The sequence below is a fragment of the Mesorhizobium sp. B2-4-2 genome (assembly GCF_006442845.1).
Lineage (GTDB): Bacteria > Pseudomonadota > Alphaproteobacteria > Rhizobiales > Rhizobiaceae > Mesorhizobium.
Map to the genome: position 1 here is coordinate 665,557 of NZ_VFVM01000002.1, position 17,869 is coordinate 683,425.

A 17,869-nucleotide genomic window follows, 5' to 3' on the forward strand; every position below is an offset into this window, starting at 1 on the left:
CGCAGCTTCAAGCTTGGGCTGGGCTGTGGCGACGTCTGCCGCCCCTTTTGCTAAACCAGGCTCACAATGCTGCCGCCGTGCCAGAGGGTCCAGATGAAGAAGACACCGCTAGCGAGCCGCTTTCTCAAGCAGCTCATATGCGTCAACGATCAGATTTGCTTTTCCGCGCTTCAGCAGTGGGATTTCGCCAATCGCCTCGCGCCAATGGTCAATGCAATTCCAAAGGAGTTCTCAACCGCGGCATTTCCCAATAACCCGTACGCAGCTTCTATCTTTCGATCAGTTTCGGATCTCGCCACCTTCGCAGGTGAGGCCGAGCTGGTTGCTCTTCAAATGGGTGTGGTGGCATCCGTAGAACATCTACTTGCCTACATGTCCGACGTGCAACACCTGAGAGAGAGCCTCGTCACGACATCTGGCGACCCGATATTTGATGATGCCGAAGAAGAGCAACTGCGCCTCAAGGTCTGTCGGTGGAAGGGCTCTGATCCAGCATCCGGGTACTTCAAAACCCTTGGTTACTTCAGACATCTCCGCAACCACTTTGCCCATGTGAACGCCAAACCAACATCTGCTTTTGCGACCTACATTCGGTCCCACGGGACCCCGCTCAACAAATTCTGGAACAATGGACGTACCGATCTTCATGGGGTCGACTTCCGAAGCCTTGCCGGCATCCAGCTAACGCCCGATTTGGCCTTAGGGGTAATGAACCTGCTCAGAGTGTGTCTCCGGCACGTAGACGATATCGTGGCAGACACGCTCTCGCTTGAGGACGCAGTCCATTGGATCGTCCGGGACATTCGCAGCGCGCCTCGCAATAACGGAATTGACGCGGGGCAGCTAGAATCGAAGGTAACAGCGCGCCTGGAAATGGAGTGGGGCGTAAAAGCGGACGTGCTAGCCATTCATAAGGCAGTCGAGGCCATGCTTTGATAGCGTTGTCAACGGGGTGAAGGCATCGACAAAATCAGGGAGATCCTAACCGCGTGATGGGTTGGCGTATGACGGCTTCGTCGGGTTCGCACCTCAAAGCGATCAGTCCGCTGCCGGTCTCAAGCAGAACATTCATAGCGTTCCGTCGTGAGCGCTTGGTAACGGATGGGCAAAGACTTTGATGCAGGGTAAGCCATTGTGGGCTGACATCCTGGCGAACCAGTCCGCTTTCTCTCTGAGCCACTGATGCCGCAATCGCCTCCCTTCTTCATTTCACAGAGCGCACCAACGACCTCTCGAACGGGCTGATCTGGCCGAAGGACGCTGAAGCCTCGACCGCCTATGCCGCAATGGCGCGGCGCGCGTTTCTTCCCCTGGGCGAAGCCCTTCCTCGCGGAACCAAGAAACGCGCGCCTGCGCCATCCTCCGCTTTGCTGCGGTCGCAAGCGATGCGGCGGCGGTCGCCTTCGGCCCAACGATCGCCATCGAGGTCGCATGGTGCGGGCTCGGAAACGAAGAACGGAGATTGAAAATGGCTACCATCGGCACTTTCAAGAAGACCAATGCGAACGAGTTCACCGGCGAGATCGTCACCCTCAGCGTCCACGCCAAGGGCGTGCGCATTGTCCCCGACACAAGGGCCAGCGGCGAGAACGCTCCAAGCCACCGCGTGGTGGTCGGCAAGGCCGAAATCGGCGCCGCCTGGTCCAAGCGCTCCACCGAGGGCCGCGACTATCTCGGCCTCAAGCTCGACGATCCGAGCTTCACCGCTCCGATCTACGCCAACCTCTTCGCCGACGAGGAAGGCGAGGGCCACAGCCTCATCTGGTCGCGCCCCAACCGCCGCAACGGCGAGTGAACTGGCCAACGCCTCGCCCGGTATCGGGCGAGGCGTCTTCTGCCGGTGACCCGCGGAGGCTTTCCGCACCGCCGGCCGCCATCACCGGCCTTCCTGTCATCGGATGCCTTGCTTGATACGCGATGGCGCGATGATGGTTGAGCACTGCTACCGCCCAGTGGTGCGCGTGCGATGGCGCCACTCCTGAATGCTCTTGGTGGTGCGAAATAGCGCCCCTCAATTGCGCACCTGATCACCGTCCCCACGCTCCTCCATCCTGGCCATCGATCGCCGTTCAATCGCGACGACGCCAAGGAGACACCCGATGAACACCGACGCAGCGCCATTGCCGCCGCGCTACCTGCGCACTTCGGAAGCAGCGCATTTCCTCAGTCTTTCCGCGCGTACGCTGGAGAAACACCGCACCTACGGCACCGGGCCTGCCTATCGAAAACTCGGCGGCCGCGTCGTCTACGCCGTCGACGACCTCCAGGCCTGGGTCCAGCGCGGCGCAATGACGTCGACATCGGACCCGCAAGGCTCTGTGCTGCCCGCCAAGCCTCAAGCCGCCCGCCTGATCGCCTATGCCGGGCGCGAAAGGCGTTGACCCGGCTGATCTCCCCTATGTCTGCAGGACCACGCCTGCCGTCGGAACGTGGACAGCTTGATCTGTTCCACGCTCTGCCCGGTGTCGTCGCGCCACGCGATGCGCAGGACCTCATGGCCTATCCCTTCTTCTCGCTTGCCAAATCCAGGCGCATCGCGCCGATCGATTTTCGCGCTAGCGATATCGCTATCCGTGTCGAAGCCATGCCCGACCACGGCATGGCGACGATCTGGGATGCCGATATCCTGATCTGGGCCGCAAGCCAGATCGTCAACGCGCGGGACGCTGGATTGCGCACGTCGCGCCTGATGGCCGCGACGCCATACGAAATGCTCACCTTCGTCGGCCGCGGTGTCTCGAAGCGAGACTATTTGCGCCTCAAGGCGGCGCTCGACCGCCTGCAGTCGACAAGCGTCGTCACCTCCATCCGCCAGCCCGCCGAAGGCCGGCGGCATCGCTTCTCGTGGATCAATGAATGGCAGGAGCGTTTCGATCGAAACGGCCGCCCGCTTGGCGTCGAATTGATTTTGCCGGATTGGTTCTATCGCGCCGTCATGGTCGAGTTTCCGCGCGGCATCGTGCAGGGCGAGATGCCGCCGATTTTTGTCATCGGTCCGGACGGCGAGGCTGAAATCACCAACAGCCGCGTCTATCAAAACGTCCTGATTGTCGACCGCCTTTTCGGCGCGGCCGAACTGCGTCTTGGGGCAGGCAAGCGGCAGCAGAGGGTAAGGATCGTCCGCACGGACAGAGGAAGAACCGCTGGGTTATGGCGCAGGCTAGATGACAGCGCCGCGGCGAAGCTGCCGAACTCAATGCAGAAGGGAGCGCTGCAGCCATGAGCGAAAAGGATATGGCCGTCGAGCCCATGCAACTTCGCGCCGACCTGCCACGCGTGATGCGTCTGTCGCGTAAGATGCTCGCAGGCATCGGCTTCTTAGCCTCGCTCGCTGTTGGTTGCGCGCTGATATACGCTCTGCGGGACGCGAATACGATCAAGCATGACGAAGAGCTCTACCCTACCTCCAATCGCCCACCCGCTGACGGGCTGGCAAATCTGCCGCGCGACTATGCAGGTCCGATCCTTGGGCCGCCCCTGCCTGGCGATCTTGGTAGGCCGATCCTCGATTCCCAAAACAAGGGACAGGCCGTTGTTCCTCCCTCAATCGCACGCCCCGCGATTGACGAAGCCGAGCAGCGCCGACGGGCTGAGGAGGAAGCGGCAAGAACCTCGCGCGTCTTCTTCCAGACAGGGCAAGAAGACGCCAGGACTGCCGAAGCGTCCGCACGTCCCACGAATGACCTTGCCAGTCAGATCGGCCAGCCAAATGCACAGGATCGCCAGCTTTCCTTCCTGTCAGGCGCCGCTGACCGGCGTACACTCGCGCCAGATCGCGTCACGCCTCCGGCGTCACCCTATGTGCTTCAGGCCGGCGCGGTGATTCCGGCCGCGCTCATTACGGGTATCCGGTCGGACCTGCCCGGCCAGATCAGCGCTCAGGTAACCGAAAACGTCTATGACAGTCCCACCGGCCGCTCGCTGCTCATCCCGCAAGGCACTCGTATAATCGGGCAGTACGACAATGGCATTGGTTCGGGTCAGAGTCGCGTGCTGCTTGTCTGGAACAGGCTGATCTTTCCCGACGGACGTTCCATCGTTTTGGAGCGTCAGCCAGGCGCGGATGCTCAGGGTTTTGCCGGCCTCGAGGACGAAGTCGACTATCACTGGGGCGACTTGTTCAAGGCTGCGGTATTGTCGACGGTTCTGAGCGTCGGCGCGCAGGCCGGTTCGTCAGATCAAGACAGCGACATCGTGCGTGCCCTGCGTAGCGGCGCTTCCGATAGTGTCAGCCAGGTAGGCCAGCAGGTGGTTCAGCGGCAACTCGGTATCGCGCCGACGCTTACGATCCGACCGGGGTTTCCCGTCCGCGTGCTCGTTACCCACGATCTTGCGCTCGAGCCATACGGAGGTTGACATGGCCAAGTTGAAGCTCGCCACGATCGCCGACGACAAACCGGTCAAGATTACGGTGGAGCTGCCAGCGCCGCTACATAGCGACCTGATCAGGTACGCGGAGATCCTTGGCAGGGAAATAGGGCAGTCATCTGTCGATCCGGCGCGCCTCATCGCGCCGATGGTTGCGCGGTTCATCGCGACCGACCGAGGCTTCGCGAAAGCAAAAAAGGAGAAGCTGTAGATAGCCGGCCACCTCATCGTGTGCGTTTAAGCCGGCGGGCAAAGATCGCGGCTATTGGTGCGCTTTTAGGATCCTGGCCTCACCCAGCAACGACGACCGGTCAGTTCCCATCATATTGATCAAGTTGCGGGCCTGCTTCTCGGTGATGCCCGTTTCGCGAGCCAGGAACCGAACCAAAAACTCTTCCTCTTCCTCAATCCGCGCCCGGTTCTTGCGCCTTGCATCTGCTGGGCGGGGTATCGCCTTCACCGCAGGTTGCGGCATCCAGAACGACCAAACCGGCCTCTTTCGCCGCAGCGAGAAAAGCTTGGCGTGCGATTTCAACCTGCTGCGGCATAGGGAGGCGGCCGGTACATGCTTGAAGTGCCGCCTTGTAGCGCTCGCCATGTTCCTCAGGCCAGCTGTCCATCATAAAAATTGCGCCTCGGATACGCTGATCAAAGTGCGATAAGCGCCTGGTCTTTTCGTCTCGATGATCACCGGCTCTTGAAAGAATGGATCCTGCAAATGGTCTGCCCGTGCGTTGCCAAAGCGAACGAGGGAAAGATGGTTTCGTTCCGAAGCGGCCTCGGCCGGGCAAAACGCAATGGTGTCTATAAGGGTGGCTACCCGCGCTTATGCCTGAGATTTCCACACTGTCTTCCCGGACGGCCACACGCCAGGCCAGGCGACTTCGCTGACTTGCGTGCACGGCGTGACAAGGTCGACGCGTCGGTCTTCTTCCTCCAGGAGGTGACAAGCCCCGCCGGGCTGTGGCCATTCGACAGGCACTGGTAGAGTAGACCCGCCGCTCCATTTGCGAAGCGACGGGCTCTCGCCCACCCCATACCTGTCAGAGCAATTTAGATGCCAAGCAATAGCCGGCCGAGTTCGATGAGGGCAGGAACGCCGTCAGACGTCGGCGCCTGGTAAACCTTTGTGCCGACCAGCCGGAAACGTAGCGCGCCAAGCCTTGTCTGGTCGGCGACGCCGAGAAGGTAATGGCTCGGCAAGGGTGCGAACAGCACGTTTCTCACGATGCGCGAGATGCCGTTCGGACCGCTGCATGAGGCGTCGTCCCAGCTGTCGGGCGCGGAGTCGCCAATAGAGCCGAAGGTCGCAACCCCTTCCATTCAGCGTCAGGCATAGCTCAGAATAGGAACACATTCCTCCTTCAATCAATTCGCACTTGACAGTTTTGTTCTTTTTTTGTTCACTTTCCGTACAGGAAATTTGGGGGCGTTCAGATGGATCGCGTTGTGTCACTCGACAGCCGGCAAGAGGCTGCCCTTCAAGCCGTCGCCGACAAGTTCGTTGCCATCCACAAAGGGATGTGATGAAGGCCCTCAAGGAAATGATCGTCCTCAATGGTCACCTTCAGGATCGCCTTGACGCGCTCTCGGCACCACGCCGCGCGACACGCTAGGGCGGACCCGCAATGGATATCCGAGGCGAAATGCTGGACGTCCGGATCCTGGCCGGAGCCGATCTCCCCTTCAAGGAGTTGCACAGTCTTCTGATGGTCGACGATCTGGCCGCTGATGTAAGCGAGATCGAATTCGACGCCTGTAAGCTTCTGCCGGCAATGGCAGCGGCGAAGGGAGGCCACTGATAAAGGTGTGCCGTGTGGAATACCGAATGGATCCGACGAGACACATGCCGTCGCAGGTATAGGGTCTGCGACCCCGGGAGCCATGTCGGAGGGGGCAAGTGTTTGAAGGGATCGTCTTCGTCTGCGGCTACTTTGTACCCGCCAACCCTGCTGACAGGACAACGAGCGTTCATCGACACGTTTCGCCTATCGGTGAGATAGTGGCGACACTTCCCCCTACTTCTCTGCCTCCACAATCTTATCGAGAACAGCTTCAGGTGCCACGTCGCGCTTCAGTTCCTTCAATTCATCGTCCGCTTCCGTGGGAACATTCATGCACCTGGCAATCTCCTCGACCATTTTGATGAGCTTGGTCGTCTCGTGTTCGTTGAGCAGACTGACCTGAAGATCGAGGTCTGCTCTCGCATCGTCCTCAGCGGCCATCCGGTTCTGGTTGATGAGCACGAACGTGGACAAAAAGATCGCCTCCACGGATGCAATCATCGCCAGGATAACCAAGGATGGGTCCCAAGGCTGAACAAAGCCGACGGGCTTGATGTTGAGGACGATCCAGCCCCCAAAGAAAACAAGATGGATATAGACGAACATCATGCTGCCTGCGAACTGGCTGATTGCCCCCGCGGCGCGTTGCTCCGCAGTGGCAGCGTTCGCATCGCGCTTCCGTCGTTGAACGATTGCTTCGATGTTGCGGGCCAAGGCAGGAGCGAGGCCGTCCGCGGGTGGTGTGGTTGGGGTGGCGTATCCCATGTCATTGCCTGAGGTGTTCGGGCGCATAGCTCTCTCCGTGTCTGCACCTGACCCACTTAACTGGTCGGTTGGCGTTTCGATCCATGCAGCCTCAGGAGCGCTGACGGTCCTTCATCACGAATGGCTCACCCAATGAGACAGACCTATAAAGGCGGACGCAAATCGGCATAATCGCGGCATCTGGCTGTCTGCTTTCTTCGAACTATGACAAAACGACTCTGTGCCGGGATCCGAAAAGATGGCTTCCGCCCGAGTCATTCGCGCGGTGCAGGAGCATTGTAAGAAGCTTTTTCAGGTGAGGGGGGTCCGGCCGCCGCGATGCTGTCCACCATCTTCAGCACAAGGTGCGGCGCAGCATGATGCACCATGTGACCGGCGCCCGCGACGATGCGTATCATCGAGCCCGGTAGGACTGCGTGCAAACGTTGGGAATGATAGTTGGTATCGAGCAGGCTGTCCGCGTCCCCGGCCATGATACCTATCGGCGCGTTTGTCCTCCCTGCGGTCTTGGGAGCTAATGCGGCAACGGGGATCAGCAGACCAGATTCCGCAGCGGTCGTTCGCAAGTGCGACGGTGCGCTGACCAGATTTCGCAACGCATTTGAAAACTCTGGCGGGACAAGTTGCGGCCCGAACAGGCGGCGCATCAACACGGGCCAGATCAGCCTAACGACAGGCGGCAGGATGGTGTGGCAAAGGATGGTTCCCACGATCGGCAGTGCCGGCAGGGCGGCAAGCAGGGCATCGAGCCTTGGGGAAGGGAAATGATAGCCGGAGAGGAGAACCGCGCCACCAATCTCGTCAGGATACCGGGCCGCCCACTGGAGCGCGACCGATGCCCCCCAGGAATGGCCAAGAACGATAGGATTGTCTGCCCCGATCCTCTGCGTGGCGCTCTGGAGCAGATCTGCCTGGGCCGCGGCGGTCCATAGGCGACCGCGCGGTCGTGTACTGCCGCCAAACCCGGGACGGTCGAAGACAATAACGCGATAACGCTTGGCTGCTTTGTCGACTAGACCGCTGGTTTGGAAGTCCTCAGCGGCGGAACCGTTCCCGTGCAGGAGAACTAGGTCCCTGCCGCTTCCAGCCTCGATATATCGTAGGCGGACACCGTCGACCTCTATGGTCCTTCCTTTCGCGCGGACGGAAAGCGCTTGCTTGGTCGCTGCTCGATTGTTCAACGCTAGCAAGGCCACCGCCGCAATCAGGCCGCCGACCCAGACGCGTGATGATCGTTTCAGTGAGAATTGGAACCGGAAAGACATGCTGCCGTGCTCCTTGCGTAGGTTGAGGCGACTGGCGAATCGCCGCTGGGACGTCGCACCCCAAAGGCTCACCGTTTTTCGCCATCCGAACCGAGACGCCACATGGTTGTTCCGGCGCCTGATCGCCTGACCTTCGAACGAGGCTACGGGCTTACCTCGGCCCAGGGCTCCTCGAGATTGAGCCCGCGGAAGGTCAAATGACAGCCGGAAGATGCGTTAGTCTTACCAGCCGTTTCCATAGACTGGATAGCCAAAAGAGCGCCGGTGACGAGTAACCCTTGGGCTCCAAACATGGCGACGTGCTCGCGTTTAACTCGCACGGTCTACCCACGCAGGGGGTCTGTAAATCTAAGATAGCTAAAAAAGTTTTGGCTAATGGAACATCGCGCGGTTCAGCGTGTTTGCTTTCGACGAAAATGGAGAAATCAGGCCGTGAACAGCGTCATTTATCTCATAGGCCTCGTTGTCGTCGTGCTGGCAATTCTCTCCTTCCTCGGTTTTCACTAGGAGCCATCATGCAACGCGAAGGCGATCAGGGACGTCCAGCGCCCGATTTCGATAAAGCAAAGAGCGAGCTGTCCGAGCGGCTCCAGGAAGAGACCCAAAGTGCCACCCGATTGATTCACGACGCCAGTGACGAAGTCGTCAACAAAGCTCGCAAGTACGCGTCGGAAGCGCAGGAGGCGTTGTCAGGGAAGGCGCAGGAAACGCAGCGTGATATGAGCGCGAGCTTAGCCGCTTTTGGGGGCGCGCTGCGGGCAGCAAGTGAGCATCTGGCCAACTGCGATCAAGCCACCGTTTCGAAGGTCGTGCTTACTGCCGCTGGTGGGCTGGAGCGCCTCTCGTCCTCTTTGCGGGAAAAACCAGTCGAACAAGTCTTAGGCGAGGTCAGGTCCTTCGGGCGCGAAAACTCTGGAGTGCTTTTCGCCGGGTCGGTTCTCGCCGGTTTGGCTCTGGGACGTTTCATCAAAAGCTCGCCACCCGCTGATTCGAGCGAAGCGGACGGTCGGCTGAAAAGCAGTGGCGCCCCAAAGACTGTAAGGCGCCCGAAGACCACAGGCAGCTCTCCACGGGACGACCTCACGTCATAACGAATGCAGCCACTTTCTTGGCCGAGCACGGAGCATGACCGATGAACAACGATCAGGACGGCCGCAGTCTCGCGAGCCTTGTGAGCGACCTTACACAGCAAGTGACGACCCTGCTACAGACCGAAACAAGGCTTCTGCGGGCCGAGATATCCGAAAACGTCAGCAAAGCTGGGCGCGGCGCGGTCGAAGTCATAGGTGGTGCCGTGTGCTTGCTGGCATCGCTGGTGGTACTGCTCCAAGCCCTCGTGATCGCTTTGGCTAAGGCGGGTCTGGGGGCAGGGTGGTCCTCGCTGCTTGTCGGTGTCGTCGTGGCGGTCCTGGGAGTGATTCTCCTGCGCACGGGAATGGCCAGCATAGCGCCTTCGGAATTGGCTCCTGACCGCACACAAGAACAACTCAAGAGCGATGCGCGTGTAATCAAAGGACAAATGAGATGAGCGAGAAATCGGCAGCCGAACTCGAACGCGAAGCCGAGATTGCCCGCGCAGCGGTCGTCGATACCGCCGAATCCATCCGCAGCAAAATGACACCCGGTCAGTTGATCGATGAGTTCACCGGGTTGTTTGCCGGCGGCGCAGGGACCGCCGCCCTCGGCAGGCTCCAGACCCAAGTCAGCGACAACCCTTTGGCCCTGATGCTGGTTGGGACCGGCCTAGCTTGGCTGATGCTTGGCAGCGGTGCTTCGGCGGGTGAGTCTCCGGCAACACAGGCTGCAAACAATCAGCCAGAACCCGACAGGGGGGCGTTCGGGGGCAGCGATATGAAAGGGGCTGCGGAAGGGCTGAGTTCTGGGCGGGAGATCCCCGGCGGACGACCGTCAGCCGGAGAGATGCTCTCGGATGCCGGCGATGCCGTTGCCTCTGTTGCAAGCAACGCAAGCGAAGCGGCGTCAACAGCGGCTGGCGAGACCAAGGATAAGCTTGTAAACACCATGGGGCAGCTTGGCTCCAGTGCGGGTGATATGGCTGCGCAGGCGAGTCGAACCTGGCAGGAACTATTTGAGCGCGAACCACTGGCACTTGCCGTCCTCGGCCTGGCGGCGGGTACGGCTATCGGTGTGCTTCTGCCTCGCACAGCTTTGGAAGACGAGCAACTCGGCGGCTATCGCGACAAACTACTTGGCAGCGCCAACAGTGCTTTAGAGGAAAGCGTGGAGCAAGCGAAAGAGATCGCTGCCGAAGCTTACGAGACAGTCAAGAGCGAGGCGGACCGGCAGGGCTCGAGCGGCGCCGCCGACACGGTAGCCGGTAAGATCGGTCAGGTCGTCAACGCCACCGCAAAGACTACCGAAAAGGCTGTTCGACATCGACTTCCCGAATCGGATCAGTCCTCCACGACCAAGTCTTAAAGTGTCTGCACAGGCGAAACACCGGCTAGCTGCTCAGACAAGCTTTTCATGCGTCGGCATCGTGTAAGATTAAGATTCAGAAAATCGTCTTGAGGTTCTCATCCCACACCGGTTTCTCGTTTCTTTTCGTTGATCGTTTGGCAAGCCTCGACAGGGCTCAGTCAGCCTGCCGCCGCCAGGCGTATTCAGTTGCTGATTTCCTCGCAGGGAGTTGAATGGGACGTCAGTCAGCGGTCAAATTGAACTTGGAGTCGCCTGTCGTGAACAAAACCGCGCGCCGACGGTTTGATTGCATGGAAACTGAAACATTCGTCGGCTATGTCGCGGCACTATGCTCGATGGTGAGCTTTGCGCCGCAGGCCTGGAAGATCATAAAGACGCGGGACACGGGCAGTATCTCCGCGCCGATGTATGCGATTACTGTGGTGGGCTTCGCGTTTTGGCTCATCTTCGGATTCATGAAAGGCGAGTGGCCAATCAATATTACAAACGCCGCCTGCTTCTCTCTCTCGGCATTCATTCTTCTGATGACCGTCCTTCCCCGCGCAAAGAAGGACGCAGTCGCGGACGTGCTGGATGCCGCTGCCACAAGGAATGAGCGGTGATTTTCCTTTGGTTGCGTTGTGAGATTTGTGAGGCGCTCAGGTGGCAGCAGGAATAACGCCTTGATGTCGGGAGTTCTCTTGTGGTTCGAGACGAAATCCGTCCTGGCGAATTATACGACTGCCTGGTCATCGGCGCGGGACCGGCCGGCCTGACCGCCGCGACCTACCTGGGGCGGTTCCGGCGCCGCGTCATCGTTGTGGACGCCGGCCAAAGCCGCGCAAAGTTGATACCGACAACGCACAACTGTCCCGGTTTTCCTGACGGTATTTCCGGGGTGGAGTTGCTTGACCGTCTGCGGCAGCAGGCCCTGCTGAGCGAAGTCGAACTCCTGGACGATACGGTCCACGAAATAAGGCGGGGTGGGACCGATTTCATCGCCACGGCATCGGTTCCCATTCGGGCGCGCGCGGTGCTCATGGCCACCGGTATTGTCGATACGCTTCCAGACACGCCCGACGCCGCCGATATGATCAAGGCCGGGACGTTGCGGCTGTGCCCGATCTGTGACGCCTACGAGGTCATCGACGGACGGGTTGCGGTGATGGGCCCGGCAGATCACGCAATGAAGAAGGCTTTGTTCATGCGAAGCTACACAAGCGACGTTACCATGCTGGTCGAGACGGGAACTCGATCCGACCCCGCCGCGGACGCTTTGCTAAGAGAGGCGGGAATCAATGTCGAGGAGTGCATCCCAAACTCAATCAGCTCTGCCGGCAATCACGCGACCGTCAGGCTCGTTGCCGGGAACACAGTTTCTTTCGATACCATTTATCCCGCATTGGGCTGCACGATACGATCGAAGCTCGCGACCGATCTCGGCGCGGAATGTGACGAAGTCGGCAACCTTGTTGTGGATTCGCGCCAGCGCACCGCAATTGCAGGCCTCTATGCCGCAGGCGATGTGGTTGACGAGATCAATCAGATCGCGGTCGCGTTCGGACACGCGGCGATCGCCGCAACCGATATGCACAGCTATCTCGCGCATAACGAGTGAACATACATTCGGCCCGGTTTATGGCGGCGGGCACGTTCCCGCCGGCGAAGTCATAGGTACGGAAATCTTCCGCGTTCCGTATTGTTGATAGAGCGATTTAGGATCCGGTGAATGACAGACCACAATGGCGCGCATTGAGGGAGCTCGGTGAAAAGAAAGACGTTGGGCCCGCCGAGGGGCAGAAATGACAGAGATGGTCTTCGGGCAGCGAAAGCTGCGGACATAGCTGGCATCAGCTTGGATGAAATATCTGAAGAGGTCGGGAGTGTCTTCGAGGTGATTTCGGAGGCCATGCAGCATCGCGATGGCGGCTCGCCTGACTAATTTTAATTAGAGCAGTTCACCGTTTCACGGAAGCGGCGAACCGCTCCGACTCTTTGTTTGGGGTCGCTGGCTCCGTCGACGTTCACGACGCAGTAGGGCGAGGGCGCTGCGATTTCTCCCGTTGAACTAGGGCCCTGTGAGCCAGTCTCGATCTTTTGACCTGCCACTGAGTTTTTCCTCCATCTGAGATTAGAGTCCGGCCCTTGATCGAAGGACGGACTGATGAAGAGAAAGCTTTTTACGGAAGAACAGATCCTCGCGGTTTTGCGCGAGCATGAAGCAGGTGCGAAGGCGGGCGATCTGGCCCGCAAGCACGGGGTCTCGGAGGCGACGCTGTATAACTGGAAGGCCAAGTATGGCGGGATGGAGGTCTCCGACGCCAAGCGGCTGAAGGCTCTGGAAGACGAGAATGCCAAGCTGAAGAAGCTGCTCGCCGACCAGATGCTGGAAGCCTCGGCATTGCGCGAGCTTCTGTCAAAAAAATGGTAGGGCCCGCCGCCAAGCGCGAAGCCGTAGCGCATCTGCGGGCCGTTATGGGCCTATCGGAGCGTCGGGCCTGTTCCTTTGTGGGCGCTGATCGCAAGATGGTCCGTTACCGGTCTCGGCGTCCGCCCGAGACGGAGTTGCGCACCAGGTTGCGTGACCTTGCCAACGAGCGCCGGCGCTTCGGCTACCGGCGGCTGTTCATCTTGCTCAGGCGCGAGGGCGAGGCATCTGGGGTCAACCGCATCTACCGGCTCTACCGCGAGGAGAGCCTGACGGTGCGCAAGCGTCGGGCAAGACGGCGAGCGGTCGGCACGCGGGCGCCGATCCTGGTCGAGGCAAAGCCGAACGCGCGCTGGTCGGTGGATTTCGTCCATGACCAGTTCGCCAGCGGGCGGCGCTTCCGCGTGCTCAACATCGTCGACGACGTGACGCGCGAATGCCTGGCGGCGATCCCCGACACATCGATCTCCGGCCGCCGCGTCGCTCGCGAACTGACCGATCTGTCGGCCGACGCGGCAAGCCGGCAATGATCGTTTCCGACCACGGCACGGAGTTCACCTCGAACGCCATCCTCGCATGGTCGAAGGATCATCGGGTGGAATGGCACTACATCGCCCCGGGCAAGCCGATGCAGAACGGTTATGTCGAGAGTTTCAACGGCCGGATGCGCGACGAGCTGTTCAACGAGAGCCTGTTCTTCGGCCTCGACCACGCCCGAAACGCCATCGCCGAATAGCGGGAGGACTTCAACACCGCGAGGCGGCATTCCTCGCTCGGCTACCAGACCCCGGCGGCCTATGCCGGGGTCATCACCGCAACCGGCTCCGACGCTGCGCTGATCGAAGGCTCCGCGCCTCCGCCGGTTGCTTCCCCCGCGCCCCATGGCGTAACAGAAACTGCCGAGGCTCTAATCGCCGCTGGATGACAGTTCAGTGGCAGGTCGCTTTTCCTTGGTGTCAGGATCACGGATCGGCGCAATGATAGCTTCGACTTTGTTGTCCCAAAGCCTAAACCTTTCGCACACCCTGCCTGGCGTACACCGGCCCGCGAAGATGCCCATTATGTGGGGGCAGAAAAGGGGACCTAACCCACCATTTGAAGCGGCATAGTGCGACGAGAAATGATGCGTTCGAGTTCGCCTTCGTCCTCGATGCCGGCCTGGAACAGTGCCATCAGCTCACATGCTGCGTCATGGGCCGTGTTGGAATCAAGGCTGCACCGCCTGTCTGAGCAATATCGGATAAGAACCCGCTGCAGCATTTCGAGATCGTTTGGGTAAATGGCGATGTCGGCCGGATGCAACCGCATGCTGTAGTCCCTTTCAAGCCAATGCTTTCATTGAGCAGCTCAGGGAGCCGCTGACGACCTTCAATCGCACTTCGCTCCGGCTCCGTCATTTAACAATGATATCCCCGCCCCAGTCTGCCGCAGCCAGCCACGCCGTGGCCCCCTTTACCGATTTTGCTCGTTGGAACCAATAACTCGGCTAGAACGCATGGAAGACAGCTGACGCGGGCTCGTCCATTGACAACAACAGCCCCGTGAGTTGGACGTCATTTGTGTCGACAAATCGAGAGGTAGTCTGGTCAAGTGCTATGATCGTTACAAACAACAAAGGGAGGCAAATCAAAATGAATATTCCTGGATTTGCTGCAGAAGCCGCTCGCTTACAAGAAAGAACCGGGCGCTGCCTCATGCGATTTCCGATTCAAGCAAGGCCAATGGCGCCGAGTCATGAAGGACGTTGGAGCAAGCTGGTGAATCCCCAAGCGCTGAGTTGGGGAGGAAGTCGACCGGGGAGCTGTGTGGACGGTTGTTTGGCGTCGTGCCCAAGGCACTCCGTTGGTGGAATTGCGGCCGCGTGTGCCCTCAACTGCCTTTGGATCTGCTTCGGATCTCGAGTTCTTGGGTGTGCTTGCCACCTAAGTGCCCGTGCTCATAAACTCAGTCCCGAAATGTAGGTCATTCGATCTCGTCAGTGGCATTCAGCACTGCAAGCACGGGAACAACCTGGTGCGTCCGAAGTGGCGCACGCGCTTCGCCCGGGAATCTCGAGCACGGCTTCTCAAACGATATTGACGTGCCGCATTACCTGGCCATTGCTCTCCAGTATGTGTGCTTTTTTGCAATCAAAGGATCGTCCATAGCCGGTTGGTTGACCTGGCGACCGTGGTGGCGATCTTCTTGATGAACTCGCCGATCGGGCCGGCGTTCGAGGCGCTCTGGCGCCAGGAGCTCGGCATGAGCTAGGGCAACGCATCCTTTCGGATGTCCATCCTCCATTGGGTCGATGACGGCCTGCTGACGGTGTTCTTCCTCGTCGTGGGAATGGAAGTGAAGCGCGAGATGACAGTCGGTCACCTCGCAAGCCGCCGCTCCGCCGCGCCTCCGATCGCGGCTGCGCTCGGCGGCATGGTCGTGCCCGCGCTTCTCTATGCGCTCGTCGTCCCGGCGGGACCGTAGTCGCGCGGGTGGGGCGTTCCGATGGCGACCAACACTGCGTTTGCAATTGCTTGATCGCCGTGATGGGTGCTCGCGTCCCCGTCGAGCTGCGCATCTTCCTCACAGCAGCCGCTATCGTCGAGGCGCCGCAAAGCGCTGGCACGCAAATATCATAGCCCGCTGACGTTTATGTGGGGTCTTGAACATGAGGTTTTTGGATGGTTCTACCTACCGGCACGACAGTAGCAGTTGCTGACGGCGAGAGGGTCCGCCTGTTCCACAATACGGGCGTGAAATCTGGGGCGCATTTGGCCGAGATCACGGCGGCTTCGCCAACGTCCGCCCATCCGGGTTCCGGCGTGCGCCACCACACCGGCTCCGCCAACCCGGACAGTAGACAACTCGTGGAGGACGACTTCGCGGCAGCGACGGCGGCGTTCCTCAACAAGCTCAGTCTGGACGGGACCATAGAGCACCTGGTCCTTGTCTCCGACCCCGGACCTTGGGGGAGATGCGCAAGCATTTTGACCGCGACCTGAAGGGCAAGATCATTGGCGAGCTCGCGGAGGACTTCACCCGGCGTCCGCTCGAGGACATCGCCTGTTTGATCGCCGATGCCTGACGCACCTCTGGAAACGGCTGCTCATGCAACTCCGTGCAGGCATAACCTGCGCGAAGTCAAAGTTGCCGACGACGACTGCTCTTGGAGGTCCGACAGGTCTTCTCCATCCGCCGCCAGTTCTCTCCGGCGGTAGCGCACTTCGCCGAATTCCTGCGCCAGAGGCAACGACAATATCGCCACGCTTCCAAACAATCCGCTTGCGCCTTCTGGTGATCGTAACCTGACAGATGGCGGCCCTAAGGAGAGGCGGCTCAACTCGCAACCCGGCGGCGCAGCACTCAAAGTGTCTAAAAGCCTGCTGCCATGATTATTGAATTTGCAACAAAAAAATGCCTAGTGGGGCGATGACGGTACCTTCACGTTGGTGTGGTCACGCCGTCGAATGCCGCAAAATATGAAAAATCGTCCGACTGGTCCCGATAGTTAGTGAAACCTCGAAATTTTTTTCGCAATAGTTTTCCTTTTAAAATCAATAGCGTAACTTTTTGACGGTTCTTGAGTCGGATTCTATGCGGTTGCAGGAAATATTTGACAGCAATTTCAATGGGTTAAATGTTGTTTAAACAATCGGGTGGGAAATCATGCCCGCGAAGGGCATTTATCTCACACCGAGTGGCAGCTTTGCGCCCAAACTCCGTCCTAGAGTTGCGCTTTGCCGTTGACCCAAAGCTGCCGTTCGTCGGATCATGAAATTAGAAGGCGGCGTGGCCAAGACCGTGCCCTGTTCTTCTCACGCTAAAACTGCGCAGAGGTTCAGCCTCATCGTTCGAGGCAGATCGCCACGCCCTGGCCGCCGCCGATGCAGAGTGAGGCCAGGCCTTTGCGGGCGTTGCGCCTCGTCATCTCGTGGAGCAGCGTCACCACGATGCGGCAGCCGGATCCGGCCAGCGAATGGCCGAGCGCGATGGCGCCGCCACTGATGTTGATGATCTCCTCGTTCCAGCCCATCTCGCGGTTGACCGCGATCGCCTGCGCGGCGAAGGCTTCGTTGATCTCCATAACGTCGAGGGCGGACGGCCGCCAGCCGGCCTTCTGCAGCGCAAGGCGTGACGCCGCGACGGGACCCCGCCCCATATCCATCGGCTCGACACCCGCCGAAGCATAGGACGCGATCCGGGCGAGGGGCTTCAGCCCGAGTTCGTTCATCCGTGTCTCCGCCATCACCAGCACGGCGGCGGCACCATCGTTGAGGCCGGAGGAGTTGCCGGCGGTGATTGTCCCCGCCGGGTTGAAGACCGCTTAAGCCGGCCAAGCCCTTCGAGGGTGGTCGAGGGGTTTGGATGCTCGTCCCGGTCGACGACGGCATCGCCTTGCCTGGTCTTTACGGAGACAGGCACAACCTCATCGTCGAACCTTGCCGAGCGGATGGCTGCGCCGGCTTTCTCCTGTGACCGAAGCGCGAAACGGTCCTGCTCATCGCGCGTGATCTGGTAGCGCAGCGCCAGCGACTCGACCGTGACGCCCATGTGGACTTGATGGAATGCATCCCACAGCCCGTCGGTGATCATCGAATCCTTGACGGCCTGGTCGCCCATGCGCACGCCGCCGCGAACGCCTGGAAGGAAGTGCGGCGCCGATGTCATCGAGTCCTGTCCGCCGGATGCGCGGCAGCTTCTCCCATTGATGGAAGGGCGGCGGCGATGACAGTTGCCATTCCAGCGTGGTCGCCCCTTCGCCCCAAGGATTGGCGCTTGCTGGGCGTCTTCGGCTGAAGGCCTCGGCAACCGCGATGAAGAAGACGACAAGCCCGGCCGTTGAGATGTAGGAACCGATC

General features: G+C 59.9%; 20 protein-coding genes and 5 pseudogenes. 16 read left to right on the forward strand and 9 right to left on the reverse strand.

Annotated features, from left to right (window positions below):
• The first annotated feature begins 93 nt into the window (after positions 1–93).
• The 7 genes and pseudogenes from FJ942_RS06975 to FJ942_RS07000 all read left to right on the forward strand — a co-directional run bounded on the left by FJ942_RS06975 (position 94) and on the right by FJ942_RS07000 (position 4,579).
• Entirely contained in the window at positions 94–936 is an 843-nt protein-coding gene (locus tag FJ942_RS06975) for a hypothetical protein (protein ID WP_140671288.1), read from the forward strand.
• Between the two features lie 532 nt (positions 937–1,468).
• Positions 1,469–1,795 (forward strand): DUF736 domain-containing protein, encoded by a 327-nt coding sequence (locus FJ942_RS06980; protein ID WP_140671285.1) that lies wholly within the window; start codon positions 1,469–1,471, stop codon positions 1,793–1,795.
• Positions 1,796–2,099: 304 nt separating this feature from the next.
• Positions 2,100–2,381 carry a helix-turn-helix domain-containing protein gene (locus FJ942_RS06985; protein ID WP_140671290.1) on the forward strand — a complete coding sequence of 94 codons (282 nt, stop codon included), beginning with the start codon at positions 2,100–2,102 and terminating at the stop codon, positions 2,379–2,381.
• A gap of 17 nt (positions 2,382–2,398) precedes the next feature.
• Positions 2,399–2,938 (forward strand): annotated as a pseudogene (locus tag FJ942_RS06990) (replication initiator protein A); the annotation flags it as partial.
• Between the two features lie 33 nt (positions 2,939–2,971).
• On the forward strand, positions 2,972–3,223 hold the full coding sequence (locus FJ942_RS28785; protein ID WP_246676629.1) for a TrbG/VirB9 family P-type conjugative transfer protein: 252 nt from the start codon (positions 2,972–2,974) through the stop codon (positions 3,221–3,223).
• A complete protein-coding gene (locus tag FJ942_RS06995) occupies positions 3,220–4,356 on the forward strand; it encodes a TrbI/VirB10 family protein (protein ID WP_140897392.1) in 1,137 nt (378 codons plus the stop codon). Before FJ942_RS28785 ends, FJ942_RS06995 begins: the two co-directional genes overlap by 4 nt.
• 1 nt (position 4,357) lies before the next feature.
• Positions 4,358–4,579: a DUF2274 domain-containing protein gene (locus FJ942_RS07000; protein ID WP_140671343.1), complete on the forward strand. Its 222-nt coding sequence runs from the start codon at positions 4,358–4,360 to the stop codon at positions 4,577–4,579.
• Between the two features lie 193 nt (positions 4,580–4,772).
• On the opposite strand, the gene FJ942_RS07010 is transcribed toward FJ942_RS07000, so the two are convergent.
• From FJ942_RS07010 to FJ942_RS28790, 3 genes and pseudogenes are all read right to left on the reverse strand, one after another.
• Positions 4,773–4,991, reverse strand: a complete 219-nt coding sequence (locus FJ942_RS07010; protein WP_140897394.1) for a DUF982 domain-containing protein — start codon at positions 4,989–4,991, stop codon at positions 4,773–4,775.
• A 442-nt stretch (positions 4,992–5,433) separates the two neighbouring features.
• A pseudogene (locus FJ942_RS07015) lies at positions 5,434–5,685 on the reverse strand (type II toxin-antitoxin system HipA family toxin); the annotation flags it as partial.
• A 164-nt stretch (positions 5,686–5,849) separates the two neighbouring features.
• Complete coding sequence (locus tag FJ942_RS28790) at positions 5,850–6,089, reverse strand: DUF4142 domain-containing protein (protein ID WP_246675685.1); 240 nt, start codon at positions 6,087–6,089, stop codon at positions 5,850–5,852.
• Between FJ942_RS28790 and FJ942_RS28795 the strand changes: the two genes are divergently transcribed.
• A complete protein-coding gene (locus tag FJ942_RS28795; protein WP_246675686.1) occupies positions 6,015–6,170 on the forward strand; it encodes a hypothetical protein in 156 nt (51 codons plus the stop codon). The two genes, FJ942_RS28790 and FJ942_RS28795, sit on opposite strands and share 75 nt — an antisense overlap.
• A gap of 216 nt (positions 6,171–6,386) precedes the next feature.
• Here the strand turns inward: FJ942_RS28795 and FJ942_RS07030 are convergent, their stop codons facing one another.
• Together FJ942_RS07030 and FJ942_RS07035 are read right to left on the reverse strand one after the other, a co-directional pair.
• Positions 6,387–6,944: a DUF1003 domain-containing protein gene (locus FJ942_RS07030; protein ID WP_140671349.1), complete on the reverse strand. Its 558-nt coding sequence runs from the start codon at positions 6,942–6,944 to the stop codon at positions 6,387–6,389.
• 227 nt (positions 6,945–7,171) lie between these two features.
• Entirely contained in the window at positions 7,172–8,182 is a 1,011-nt protein-coding gene (locus FJ942_RS07035; protein WP_140671351.1) for an alpha/beta hydrolase, read from the reverse strand.
• 515 nt (positions 8,183–8,697) lie between these two features.
• On the opposite strand from FJ942_RS07035, the gene FJ942_RS07040 reads away from it, so the two are divergent.
• The 6 genes and pseudogenes from FJ942_RS07040 (at position 8,698) to FJ942_RS07070 (ending at position 13,956) form a co-directional block, all read left to right on the forward strand.
• Entirely contained in the window at positions 8,698–9,273 is a 576-nt protein-coding gene (locus FJ942_RS07040; protein WP_140671352.1) for a hypothetical protein, read from the forward strand.
• A 41-nt stretch (positions 9,274–9,314) separates the two neighbouring features.
• Positions 9,315–9,710 carry a phage holin family protein gene (locus FJ942_RS07045; RefSeq protein ID WP_140671354.1) on the forward strand — a complete coding sequence of 132 codons (396 nt, stop codon included), beginning with the start codon at positions 9,315–9,317 and terminating at the stop codon, positions 9,708–9,710.
• On the forward strand, positions 9,707–10,621 hold the full coding sequence (locus FJ942_RS07050; RefSeq protein ID WP_140671356.1) for a hypothetical protein: 915 nt from the start codon (positions 9,707–9,709) through the stop codon (positions 10,619–10,621). The genes FJ942_RS07045 and FJ942_RS07050 overlap by 4 nt, the downstream gene beginning before the upstream one ends.
• 260 nt (positions 10,622–10,881) lie before the next feature.
• Entirely contained in the window at positions 10,882–11,226 is a 345-nt protein-coding gene (locus FJ942_RS07055; protein ID WP_224620011.1) for a SemiSWEET transporter, read from the forward strand.
• 80 nt (positions 11,227–11,306) lie between these two features.
• A complete protein-coding gene (locus FJ942_RS07060; protein ID WP_246679689.1) occupies positions 11,307–12,221 on the forward strand; it encodes an NAD(P)/FAD-dependent oxidoreductase in 915 nt (304 codons plus the stop codon).
• Positions 12,222–12,767: 546 nt separating this feature from the next.
• A pseudogene (locus FJ942_RS07070) lies at positions 12,768–13,956 on the forward strand (IS3 family transposase).
• A 158-nt stretch (positions 13,957–14,114) separates the two neighbouring features.
• Here FJ942_RS07070 and FJ942_RS07075 read toward each other — a convergent pair.
• Positions 14,115–14,339, reverse strand: coding sequence for a hypothetical protein (locus tag FJ942_RS07075; protein ID WP_140516719.1), 225 nt, complete (start codon positions 14,337–14,339; stop codon positions 14,115–14,117).
• Positions 14,340–15,299: 960 nt separating this feature from the next.
• Here FJ942_RS07075 and FJ942_RS28680 point away from each other — a divergent pair.
• Positions 15,300–15,494: a Na+/H+ antiporter NhaA gene (locus FJ942_RS28680; RefSeq protein ID WP_210239747.1), complete on the forward strand. Its 195-nt coding sequence runs from the start codon at positions 15,300–15,302 to the stop codon at positions 15,492–15,494.
• A gap of 197 nt (positions 15,495–15,691) precedes the next feature.
• Positions 15,692–16,095, forward strand: a pseudogene (locus tag FJ942_RS07085) (host attachment protein).
• Between the two features lie 759 nt (positions 16,096–16,854).
• On the opposite strand, the gene FJ942_RS28800 reads toward FJ942_RS07085, so the two are convergent.
• The 3 genes and pseudogenes from FJ942_RS28800 to FJ942_RS28810 all read right to left on the reverse strand — a co-directional run.
• A complete protein-coding gene (locus FJ942_RS28800) occupies positions 16,855–17,310 on the reverse strand; it encodes a hypothetical protein (RefSeq protein ID WP_246679700.1) in 456 nt (151 codons plus the stop codon).
• Positions 17,256–17,678 (reverse strand): hypothetical protein, encoded by a 423-nt coding sequence (locus FJ942_RS28805; protein ID WP_246679691.1) that lies wholly within the window; start codon positions 17,676–17,678, stop codon positions 17,256–17,258. Before FJ942_RS28805 ends, FJ942_RS28800 begins: the two co-directional genes overlap by 55 nt.
• A 13-nt stretch (positions 17,679–17,691) precedes the next feature.
• Positions 17,692–17,869, reverse strand: a pseudogene (locus tag FJ942_RS28810) (cytochrome c oxidase subunit I); the annotation flags it as partial.